The sequence below is a fragment of the Maribacter orientalis genome, assembly GCF_900109345.1.
Classification (GTDB): Bacteria; Bacteroidota; Bacteroidia; order Flavobacteriales; family Flavobacteriaceae; genus Maribacter; species Maribacter orientalis.
Genome location: NZ_FNZN01000004.1, coordinates 115,323 through 128,041 on the forward strand (window position 1 = coordinate 115,323; position 12,719 = coordinate 128,041).

Consider the following 12,719-nt stretch of genomic DNA (forward strand, 5'->3'; position numbering starts at 1 on the left):
GTTATAGTTTGAATTGAAATCTTGATAATAGAATATTTCTAAGACTAATTGAGTCTTTTATTAATTACCGAAATTGTAGCGTATGGTAAACCCTGTATTAATTGTAGTTTGTGGAAATGCAGTAGAAACCGCAAATTTCGAAAAAGAATGATCATAAAAGAACAAAGCATTCAGGTTCTTACTAAGTGCATAATCTGCAGTAAATTTAAGTGACATTAAATTTTGCCCCGAAGTTATTTGATTGTTGTTAATATCTAGATTTCTAATAATAGTAATATTATCACGCAATGTTACGTCGGCCTTCAAATTTAAATCTCCTTTTAATCTCGTTTTATTTCCACCAATATTTGTCACAAATTTGACATCTTTAAATCGATACCCCATACCTACCGTATATTCTTTACCATTTATTTCAGTCATAAGGTTGTTATCAAAACTTAGTGATAAAGCCCTATCTGTTCTAACCTCGGCCAAAATACTGATAGAGTTTTTCATCTCAAAATCTACCCGTACTAGCGGATTAAATTGATCTGTAAGCACTACGTTATTCAAAATTAAATCTGACAACAAATCGCCATTTTCAGGATCAACTTGAGGCAAACCATCATTACGTAACTGAACCTTTTCAAGATTCGTCTGGTACGAGTTAATACTATATGAAGAACGATATCCATGACTTAAAGAAAACCGTTTGAATTTCTTTTTGAACCATTTGCTCTTCATCAACCCTGTATACTTTATGCTCCAGTTAGGAATTGGTATATCTCTGAACGTGTCTAAGTTAACACGACTAGCATCTTGCCCTGTATACGCTGCAAAGAATGCAGGCAATAAAACTTCTTGCTGGGTTTTGCCATACAATTGTGGAAAACCATCATCATCTGGATTACCGAATGGTTGAGACCTATCAGCAATTAATCTATTTGCTATCGTAATTCTATTTTCCTTAAACTGCTGAAAAGTACTTGAATCAAACTCATCACTTTTACCAAATGCGGTACCAATCATCATGGTAGAAATACTAAAGCTACCATAGTTGTTACCCAACTGCACATTATATTCTTGATCTTCAACATTAAAGTTTTCTTGATAACTGTCTGAATATTGTCTATCAGCAACCAAATCAATAGTAATATCTTTTGTCGGTTGTGCTGTAGCAGTAATATTTAATTGCTTATTTGTTCTTTGAATGAATTGCTCGTTAAATTCCGGAAAATTTGTTAACCAACCATTTTTAGCCGCTTCGAAACGAACATCAGCCTGACTACCGAAAACAAAACCTATTGTTGGCCGGGCGGTACCCATAAACCCAACCGATTGCGTATACCCAGGTAGTACTGTACCATTATTCTCACTGTAGTTAAGGTTCAATCTTTTAACCATAGTAACTATATCAACTACTGTATTGAACATATCACTTGTCTTACCCTTAATCTTTGCTTGATCCTCTGCTGGCACTCCTGCTTTATCCCTTCTAATTGGTCCGGCGGTAGGTGCTTTTGGAGCTGCGCGCTTTTTCAGCCCTATCATATCATAGAATTTTTGTAAGGTCAATGATGATGTAATGGTATGCGTATTTGCATTCTGGACGGTATTGACATCACTACCTACCACCGCTAGAATAGCATCGCCGCCACGTTGCCAATCAAAATTACTGGTGTAGGTATATTGTGTACTAATAAAATCTAAAGCAGGTATTTTTGCAAAAGGAACTTCATAATTTAATTGCATCTGTTGTGAATGCCTGTTTGGCTCACCAATATCAAAGAAACCGTCCCATAACCCTAGCGCATTGTTAATTCTATCTACCGATTCTAAGGGCTCATCATCATTAAGGTAATTACGAACAATATTATTGTTCGATGCCGTAAGATTTAATCGTAATGATTTAGTTAGATTATAATTAACCGCATACTGCCAATTAAATAGATAATTACGTTGTTGCAATTCTGGTAATTGAATTCTATCCTCATTCTCTTGATACACATCTCTAAATCGCTGTGAATTAAACTGTCTATTAATGTTGGAGTTCACCCCAATGGTCGATGGTAATAGGTTTAAATTTAAATCTTTTAGCCATTGCCAGTACTTACCTGTAAAAAGTGAATCTTTTTTTGCAAATGGAGCAACCTCTAAAGGTTCAAAACTGTGGTTATACACAAAACCGGTATTCACCGTTTGGTCCCTTAATTGTGAAATTTCAAAATCGCGATGATCTGTTTCGTTATAACTATAGTTAAAAGTGAAGTTTTCAATATCATAAAAATTGGCATCGGCCTCTTCTCCACGGTCCTTACGAACTCCTATTAAATTAATACTTGTTCTCTTTGTATAATCTTCCGCTTGTTCTAAAACATCGTCTTTTCCTTCTTGTGTATCTTCAGCGGCTATTCTATCCTCAAGTTTTAAATCATCATATACCGGGTCAAACTCAGGAGTAATTACCTGCTCAGATATTCCGTAGTTGAACGGTAACTGAATTCCCCATTTTTTAGGAAGTAATTGACCCACATTAACATTCGTAACAACATCATAAGAAATGGCGTCTTCACGAGCACGTTCATTTGGCATTTGATCAATAGAACCAAAACCAGAAGTACTCTTACTACCAGTTGCACTGATATTTGCAAAATCGGCAATATTGGCATCAATGGCAGCAATGGCAGCCCAACCTCCATTATTATCTAAACCGGCAAGACGAAGTTCGTTGAACCATACCTCACCTCTAGCGGGTAAAATATCTTGGTTCTTAATACCCACCATTATGGTACGAATACTACCCAACGAAGGATTACCTTTTATTCCAATTCTTATTCTTCCAGATGTACGAACATCGAATTCATTTACTGGAATGACTTCACCGTTCTCTACTTCGAAAAATCGAATATCACTTAAATCACCATCAGATATCCATAGAGACTTCACTTTGTTCAAATCACTAAGGGCAATATTCATCTCATTTGCTTCTGGCCATACCTCACTATCCGAAACAGCTGTAAAGGGAGTAAATTCTAACGGAAGTTCTATTTGATAAAAGTTTTGCGAGAAATCTGTTCCCATTCTTAAGAAACCAACCAATGGTGTAGACGTATCTGCATAATCACTATCTACAATTTTTTCAGCGTGCATGAACATTTTCAAATTCTTATACTGACGAATATCGATATTTAAATTCTTGAATACACCACGAGAATCTCGAGGCTCTAAATTCTCTACCAATAAAGAAAGAGATTGTTCATTTTGACGGATAATTGTATTGTTGTTGTTTAATTGCTCTCTAATAACACCAGGTGGTAATATATATGGAATAGGCGTTCTATTGCTATTTTCTTCAATATTTACCGTATTTACATCTAAGGTCGTACCATCATCGGAAGGATCATTATCTACATCTTTATCTTGTAATGTTTTAGTATACGTACGCCAATCTCCCCTAACCAAATCTAAGGTTGCAAAACGAAGTACAGTAGGATTATTAAAACCCGTCATGTACATTCTCATGAAGCTTATTGACCTAAAATCAGTGATTCCACCAACAGCATCGCTAAAATCACTTAATGGAATTTTATACTGAATCCATCTATAATTTACATCATCTCCATTTGGTATTCTAGTACCACTAGCTACACCTTCTCTAATATCGGTTACATATTTATCATTAATTGATGTGTTAGGTTTAATCGCTATTCGATATTCGTAATAACTATTGACCGTATTCATAGTTAAATCTCTATCGATATCTTCAACATCAGGTAACGTTGTAGAACCTCTATCGGTATTTGTTACAGAAACGGGTGAGTTACCTTCAGGACTATTAAAATCTATATATCTTTCTAAGATGCTTCCTTCTCTATTCAAATAATAAGAGTAATTATCCAAGGCTGGATCACTACCATTATTATTCGTAAAAACTGAACTTTCGTTAACATCATTCAATCCATCAAAACCAATATCTTGCAAACTTCTATTAGCCTCACTAGCATCAAATGCATAAACTAAAGATTGTGTTGCAGGTACTTCGCCCCATGAGGTAGGTGCTATAAAATCGTTACTATCTACTCCCGGTAATCCATTTTCATATTGCTTTTTACCATCACGTAAAATATCCTCTGAAATATTACCTAAATTTAGTACTAGTTCTCCTGAACCTGATGCAATACCATCTACATACGGATCCATTACCCAAAACTGAACGAACTCCACATTACTTTGCTCAAAATCGGTACTACTTAGTGAGCGCATCATACCACCCCATTTTTCACTAGGTGCATCAACATTAAAATTTGGGTTGTTATTATAAGGTCCTTTTACTGATGGATAGTACACCATATCTAAGGTAGTTTGCACCTGAGTTTGACCTTGAGCAACATCGGTCTGTGGAAAAACTTCATCGATATATATTCTACGCGTAGGGTTTGTAGAAACGTCATCATCACTTATTTCTGCAGGTCTTTGATTGGTATAAAAGATAGGATCTATGGTATACCATGATAATTTAGCCCTACCATAACCATTTAATAAGTTGTCTGCATCGTCAGGAGAACTACCGAAAAGTTGACCTCCGTTTCCAAACTCTAAAGGCATACTTGATATAGACCAACCTAACGAAGCTCTAATATCTATTAATGCTTGAGCACCTTCAAAATCATCTAAATAAGTAGTTGTTTCCCCATCGAAGTCTGCATTTTTCGGAGAACTAGGTTTTAACATGGCCATCTCAGCCCTAATGGATACATTCGATGGAACATCGGTATCGATATTTGGAAGCTTGTTAACCATACGTGTCAACCAAGGTACTTCGGTAGAAAAATTACCGTTTAGTCCGAAAATAGTATTGTTAACCGGTTCAACCCCGTAATTGGATTTTTGTGTTAACGGACGTTCATTTAAGTTTAACAAGGTACCACCCAGAACAAATTTTTCACTGATTTGATGCTCAACATTTACACCTGTAAATCGACGTGTTTGTTGACCAAACACTGCATTGTTCTCTACAGAAATATTGATAGGAACATTAGAAGCCTCTAAACTAGGATCTAAAATCTGTACGGTTCCTGCTTGGTAATTTACGGTATAATCAATTCCCTCTTGCAGTTGTCGACCTCCTGCAGTAACCCGTACAGATCCTCGCGGAACATTGAATGCGCCAATAGGAATACCGTTACTACCTTCTGATTTATAATTACCTTTTAATAAGAACTTATTTTTTTCTGGATCTTGTAATGCAGCAGCCTTCGTCAGTTCATACATGTCTCTAAAGACATATTGCTCTTGGTTAGCATTATACCCAGATGTATTATTATATTGACCACTGTTACCGTTCTCTAATTGTTCATATAGAAATTGACCAAACGGTTCTACTTTCGTGAAAATAATACGACCACCTTGTACATCTATAGTCTGACCGGCTACGAAATCAAAAAAACCATCACCACCTGGTTGAATATCATTATATACATTTAATCTATCTAGATTAAAGACGTTCAAAAGAATACGCTCCTCCAAGCCTTCAGGCCAACCTGAACCAGGACCTTCTTCAACAGGTGTAATATAGTTTCTAGGCGTAGGATCAGAATACAAAATATTCAACTTAAAATCGTCTTCGCTCAAACGAAATGCACCGGTAGCATATATATTCTTCATCATCAAATCCCAAATAGGATCGTTGATGTTGGTAATATTACTTTTTAATAATTTAAGTACAAGGGTATTGTTCTCAATAATAGGATTTGCACCTTGTGAAACCGTAGTAGCTTCTAACCCGCCGTTCGCAAATTCACCAACCTGAAATACTTCACCTTGAAAAGTATATTGAAAAGCGACTCCTAATACCTCATCATTGCTTAATCTTTGGTTTAAAGAAATATAACCTAATTGGGTATTGTACTCAAAATCTCTGCCCTGCTCCAATTTTCTAGCGTTCTCCAATAACGCATAATCAAAACCTTGGTTCGGACTATACCCTCCAGAAAAACTTGCAGCATTAAAACCGCCTTCTACAGTTGCTATTTCTCTAATATTATCGTTTAATGCACCTCCATTTCCAATTAATGCCGGATCATAATCGTTTGCATTGTTTCTTGGTCTTAAATCGCCAACTCCATTAAAGAAATTTGCTCCACTTCCATTATTTATTCCAACTCTAGTTTTGTCTCTATTAGACTCTCCTAAATCTTGAATCGCAACAACATTTCGCACATTCAATGTCTGTTGACTTCTATTGGTAACCCAAACTTCTATACGTGTAATTTGAACTTGACTTTGTATATATGGATACGTTGAAAGTGCACGATCATAATTATCTCTAAAATATTGAGATAAGAAAAAGTGTCTGTTCTCATCATAATCTAAAGCGGTCAATGAGAATTCGTTTAACGTACCGCCGCCTTGAGCAACTACCGTATTATTTTGCGAACGTTGTTCAGAAAATACTGCAGTTACCGATGTTTTACCAAACTGCAATTTGGTCTTTACACCAAAAAGACTCTGCGCTCCTTGAATTAAGGAACTATTTAAAGGCATGTTCACATTACCAACTTCGATAGATTGAATAATATCATCTTCAGTTGGCGTATAATCAAGCTTTACAATATTCTGAAAATCGAAAGTTGCTTCGGTATCATAATTTGCGGTTACCTGTAAACGTTCTCCTATTTTACCCAACATACTAAGACTAATACGCTGATCAAAATCGAATGAAAGATTGGTTCTATTACGCGGGGAAAGGGATGGGTTATCGTTCTTTTGCCAAATAACACCTAAATCCATAGCTACAGAACCCTGTGGAATTATCTCTATAGTATTACCTCCAAATATGGAGGTGAAAAAATTGTTGTTCACATAAAAATTAGGAAGTAAGTTTTTACGTGCTTCTTCACTACCGGCTTTTCTGCCAGAAAAAGCATCGGACTTTTCTTTAAAATAAGATTTAATACCTTCTTTCTCTATAAAATCAAAATATTGATCAGGAGTAAGAATTATTGGATATCCTATATTAAAATCCCCTACGCTTTCATTATAGATATAACGATCAAGTTTTGGGTCGTAAATATATTTGGAAACGATACTATCTGGATTCTCAAGAAGTATACGACCAAGATCAAATCCTGTCTTTACAGAATCAATTTCCTGTTCCTCTGTTTCTTGCGCCATAACAACCGCCATAGAACCAAAAAACATACAGAATAGAAAGATATACTTAAAAGAAGTTTTAAGATTTTTAATTGCCCTGATTTTTTAAACTTATTACAAATTTTTCAGCGCGAGTTTAATAATATTCTCTACGCTTAAGGAAGAATCTTGACTAAGCACTTTATCGACAACCCGTTCTGCCTGTTTACGTGCGAAGCCTAGAACTTCTAAAGCAGATAACGCTTCATCTTTATTTGTATTGTTTGCACTCAGTGAAAGTTCGTCTATATCATAGACTTTTAATACCTTATCTCGAAGATCTAAAATTACACGTTGGGCAGTTTTAGCTCCAATTCCTTTAATTGCTTGAATCGCGGGGACATCGCCATTAGCAATTGCATCTCTAATTTGAGATGGTGACATTGAAGAAAGCATTGTTCTGGCAATACTTGAACCAATACCTGAAACTGACAGTAACAATCTGAAAATTTCACGTTCAGATTTCTCCATAAAACCATATAAGGTATGAGAATCCTCCTTCACTTGAAGATGGGTAAATATGGAAATATTCTCCTGTGCTGGTAATTTAGAGAACGTATTCAATGATATATTCACAAAATAGCCAACTCCACCACATTCAATAATAATATGTGTTGGATTCTTCTCTACCAATTTACCCCTTAGGTGATGTATCATATGCCCTTAAATTAAATAGGGAAATCAAGTTTCAAACTTATTTCCCTATTTCTATTTTTCTTTTAAATAAAATTATTTTGTCTCTTTTGCCTTTTTGCGCTTTTCGCGCTCTTGCACATCAATGACGGCAACAGCAGCCATATTAACTATTTCATCAACACTTGCCCCTAATTGCATGATATGCACAGATTTTCTCAAACCTACCATAATCGGACCAATTGAATCTGCTTTATTTAATTCTTTAAGCAATTTATACGTAATGTTAGCCGATTCTAAATTTGGAAAAATCAATGTGTTTACAGTTTTTCCTGCAAGTTTTGAAAATGGGAATTTACTTTGATGCAACTCCTTGTTAAGCGCAAAATCTATCTGAATTTCACCGTCAACAACTAAGTTAGGCTTTTTTTCATGCAAAATTCGAACTGCTTCCCTAACATTTCTTGCATTCGGATGTGAAGAAGATCCAAAGTTAGCATAGCTTAACATCGCCAGAACCGGATCAAATCCAAAGTTAGAAGCTACATTTGCAGTCATTTGTGCAATATCTGCTAGCTCTTCAGCATTTGGCTCAATATTTATAGAAGTATCTGCTAAAAACAAAGGCCCTCTTTCAGTAATCATAATATTTACAGTAGCCACTTTTTTCACTCCAGCTGCCCTTCCAATTACCTCCAAAATTGGTTTCACCACTGTTGGATAAGCTCTTGAATAACCCGATATCATACCATCGGCATCACCTTCTAAAACCATCATAGCTCCAAAATAATTACGCTCACGCATTTTTATTTTTGCACTGTAAAAAGTAACTCCACTTCGTTTACGGCTTTCCCAATATTTAGTAGCGTAACGTATATGACGCTCATCAAATTCTTCTGACATTGGATCAATGATTGCCAAATCGGCATCAAACTCCAATTCCTTCTTTAATTCTAAAATAATATCTTTTCTACCTAAAAGCACAGGTATAGCGATACCTTCGTCATATACAATCTGAGCCGCCTTTAAAACATCTAAATGGTCTGCCTCTGCAAATACGATTCTCTTAGCATTAGTACGAGCTCTACCATGCAATAGGCGAACAACTTTATTATCATTGCCAGAACGCATCATTAATTCTTCTCGATACTTGTCCCAATCTTGAATAGGTGCTTTTGCTACGCCACTTTCCATTGCCGCTTTGGCAACAGCTGGGGGTATCTCATAAATTAGACGTTGATCAAAAGGTTTCGGAATTATATATTCTTTTCCAAAAGTCAACCTAGTTTCACCATATGCAATATTTACTTGCTCTGGCACAGGTTGTTTTGTTAAATTGGCCAGTGCTTTCACAGCAGCCATTTTCATAGCCTCGTTAATTGCGGTTGCCCTAACATCTAAAGCTCCCCTGAAAATAAATGGAAAACCTAGCACGTTATTTACTTGGTTTGGATGATCAGATCTTCCCGTTGCCATTATAATATCCTTACGGGTGGCAACAGCCAAATCGTAGGCGATTTCTGGATCCGGATTAGCCATTGCAAAAACAATCGGATTCTCTGCCATAGAAGTAAGCATCGCCGGTGATACTACATTCGCAATGGATAGCCCAACAAATACATCTGCATTCACCATGGCTTCATCAAGCGTATCTATTTTTCTATCTGTAGCAAACTCTTTCTTGGATTCTGATAAATTTTCAGCATCTTTTCTAATTACACCTTTGCTATCGAGCATTACAATATTCTCTGCCTTCGCCCCAAAAGCTTTATACAGTTTAGTACATGAAACAGCCGCCGCACCGGCACCACTGATTACAATACGGGCGTTCTCCATTTTCTTATTGGAGAGTTCTAATGCATTTAGTAATGCCGCAGCAGAAATAATGGCAGTTCCATGCTGGTCATCATGCATCACAGGAATATCGAGTTCCTCCTTTAATCGACGCTCTATTTCGAATGCCTCAGGAGCTTTTATATCCTCCAGATTAATTCCTCCAAAAGTTGGAGCAATCATCTTTACCGTTTCAATAAATTTATCTACGTCCTCGGTATCCACTTCAATATCGATACCATCGATGTCAGCGAAAATCTTGAATAAAAGACTTTTACCTTCCATCACCGGTTTAGAAGCCTCAGGACCAATATTACCTAAACCTAAAACAGCCGTACCGTTTGAAATAATGGCTACTAAATTTCCTTTAGAAGTATATTTATAAACGTTTTCTTTATCCTTAGCTATTTCCAAGCATGGTTCTGCAACGCCAGGTGAATACGCCAAAGCAAGATCTCGTTGTGTACTATAAGGTTTTGTTGGTACAATCTTTATCTTACCAGGTTGTGGTTTTGCGTGATAAATAAGTGCTTCCCTTCTTAGCTTTTCATTGCTCATGCTCTTCTATTTTAAAAAAACAAATTTAAAGGTAATCTTTATAGAAGCGTGAAAAGAAGCTATATTTATATTAATAAAAATATTACCCTAAAGTGAACCGGCAAGAATTAAAATAATTATAATTCCAAGGCTTCTTCCTTTTTATCTACATTCAAACGCATAGCAAAAAATGCTGCAATAACGAAAAACGCACCTGCAAATAACATCGCATTAACGGCATTTCCACCTAATAAATACTTATAAATAGGGCCGAATGTAAGTGTTTCAACACCCATAGGAATTACAATCATCATATTTAATATTCCCATATAAACACCACGTCTTTCCTGAGGCACCACTTTTGAAACCATGGTGTAAGGAATCCCCATCATTGCCGCCCAGCCAATACCAAAAAGAACCATTGGCACTAATACCATTATGGGGTCTTGAATGAATGGAATTGCAAATAAGGCAATCGCCGTACCTACCAAACTTAACGCATACACTTTTTTACCTCCGTACTTTAGTGTCAACGGCACTAAAGCCAAAGCTACAAGCATAGTCACAATATTATAGGTTAAACTCATTTGTGCGGATTGAGATGCCGCTTCGCCGGTAGAATACCCCATTGTTAGTTTAAATAACGGAGTTGTATACTGCCAATAAATAAACAAAGCATACCATTGAAAAAGATAAACCGCACCAAGCTTCCACATAAATTTCGGCATTTTCTTAATGGACTCTGAAATTTCAATAAAAGGCAATGCGATACGCTCGGCAAAAGGCTTAGCCTTTGCCTGATTAATATCTGCTAGTTCATCGGAAGTAGGTGGAATTTCAGGTGTTTTTAAAACAGACCATAATATTGTAGTAATCGAAAGAATTGCACCAATATAAAATGAGTAATACAACCAAGTAGGGATGGTACCTGCCAATTCTACAGATTCACCGCCAAATAAGTATTGAAATAATACAATAGAACCATTGGCCAAAAGAATACCAGCGCCGACAAACAAACTTTGCATTTGATACCCTAGACTCAATTGTTTTTCTGGTAATTTATCACCAACAAATGCGCGATACGGCTCCATGGCCATATTGTTACCCACATCTAAAATCCACAAAAGTCCTACGGCAAACCATAACACAGGACTGGTTGGAAAAGCGAATAAGCACAAACTTCCCAAAATTGCACCAATTAAAAAAAAGGGTTTACGTCGACCCCATCGTTCTGACCATGTTTTATCTGACATTGCACCTATTATAGGTTGAATAATTAACCCAGTAATTGGTCCTGCAATATTTAGAATTGGAAGCATATCTTCAGGTGCACCTAAGTATAAAAAAATAGGATTAATGGCTGTTTGCTGTAATCCGAAACTATATTGAATTCCTAAAAACCCAACATTCATATTAAAAATCTGCCAAAAACTAAGACTCGGTTTTTTTATTTTCATTTACGTTTATTAATCTTTAACTAGATAAGGAATTACAGTATTCTTATTAGAACCTTGTATAATTTTAGAATTACACAATATTAACCAATAAGCAATATAATATAATTAAGCCTTAGCACAATCTTTCTAAGAAACAAAAGCTTTCGAAAACGATTGAGTAACCTATTTTATTTTAAAAACTTGATATTTCTACTTAGACCTTCAAACTTGGTTCGTTTTACAGCAGACTTTTTAAAGACTTTTTGAAAAACATCTTCAGTAATTTCTTCCCAGTCTTTTTTTGTCATTGAGAGCAATTCAGGATTAGGGTTGAATAACGGTTCTTTATGGGGTTTTGAAAACCGATTCCAAGGACATACATCTTGACAAACATCGCAACCAAACATCCAGTCATCAAAACTTCCTTTAACATCAATGGGCAACTCATTTTTCAATTCTATAGTGAAATAAGAAATGCACTTACTACCATCTACGACATAAGGCTCAACAATTGCTTGCGTTGGGCAGGCGTCTAAACATGCCGTGCAAGTTCCACAATGATCTGTCACCGCATGATCATACTCCAATTCTATATCAACGATTAGCTCTGCAATAAAATAAAAAGACCCTACTTGCTGAGTTAATAAGTTACTATTTTTACCAATCCATCCTAAGCCACTTTTAGCAGCCCATGCCTTATCCAAAACAGGGGCAGAATCTACAAAGGCACGCCCGTTGACTTCACCAATTTCTTCTGTAATAAATTCTTGTAATTGTTTTAATTTGGATTTAATGATATGATGATAATCTTGGCCATATGCATATTTAGAAATTTTATAGGTATCTGCTACTTGTGTTTCTTCTGGAAAATAATTTAAAAGAAGTGAAATCACAGATTTAGAACCTTCTACCAACAAACGAGGGTCTAAACGTTTATCGAAATGGTTCTCCATATATCCCATTTCGCCATGCATATTATTGTTGAGCCATTTTTCCAGTCTTGGTGCCTCTTCTTCCAAAAAATCAGATTTGGATACACCACATGATAAAAAACCGAGGCGTTTGGCTTCGGTTTTAATACTATTGGTCCATTTAGATTTTATATCAATA

5 protein-coding genes are annotated in these 12,719 nt (G+C 36.0%); all 5 read right to left on the reverse strand.

Annotation, left to right across the window (positions count from 1 at the left end):
* Positions 1-60: 60 nt before the first annotated feature.
* The 5 genes from sov to queG all read right to left on the reverse strand — a co-directional run bounded on the left by sov (position 61) and on the right by queG (position 12,718).
* Positions 61-7,179: a T9SS outer membrane translocon Sov/SprA gene (gene sov, locus BMY56_RS10215; protein WP_091623568.1), complete on the reverse strand. Its 7,119-nt coding sequence runs from the start codon at positions 7,177-7,179 to the stop codon at positions 61-63.
* 66 nt (positions 7,180-7,245) lie between these two features.
* A complete protein-coding gene (gene ruvA, locus BMY56_RS10220) occupies positions 7,246-7,827 on the reverse strand; it encodes a Holliday junction branch migration protein RuvA (protein ID WP_091623571.1) in 582 nt (193 codons plus the stop codon).
* A 72-nt stretch (positions 7,828-7,899) separates the two neighbouring features.
* Positions 7,900-10,194: an NADP-dependent malic enzyme gene (locus tag BMY56_RS10225; protein WP_091623574.1), complete on the reverse strand. Its 2,295-nt coding sequence runs from the start codon at positions 10,192-10,194 to the stop codon at positions 7,900-7,902.
* Positions 10,195-10,310: 116 nt separating this feature from the next.
* Positions 10,311-11,630, reverse strand: coding sequence for an MFS transporter (locus BMY56_RS10230; protein WP_091623576.1), 1,320 nt, complete (start codon positions 11,628-11,630; stop codon positions 10,311-10,313).
* Positions 11,631-11,797: 167 nt separating this feature from the next.
* Complete coding sequence (gene queG / locus BMY56_RS10235; protein WP_091624451.1) at positions 11,798-12,718, reverse strand: tRNA epoxyqueuosine(34) reductase QueG; 921 nt, start codon at positions 12,716-12,718, stop codon at positions 11,798-11,800.
* Between the last annotated feature and the right edge of the window lies 1 nt (position 12,719).

Excerpts from the sequence above, each read along its gene's own strand:
- sov (WP_091623568.1), bottom strand. The coding sequence starts at position 7,179 with ATGTTTTTTGGTTCTATGGCGGTTGTTATGGCGCAAGAAACAGAGGAA.
- BMY56_RS10230 (WP_091623576.1), bottom strand. The coding sequence starts at position 11,630 with ATGAAAATAAAAAAACCGAGTCTTAGTTTTTGGCAGATTTTTAATATG.
- ruvA (WP_091623571.1), bottom strand. The coding sequence starts at position 7,827 with ATGATACATCACCTAAGGGGTAAATTGGTAGAGAAGAATCCAACACAT.
- BMY56_RS10225 (WP_091623574.1), bottom strand. The coding sequence starts at position 10,194 with ATGAGCAATGAAAAGCTAAGAAGGGAAGCACTTATTTATCACGCAAAA.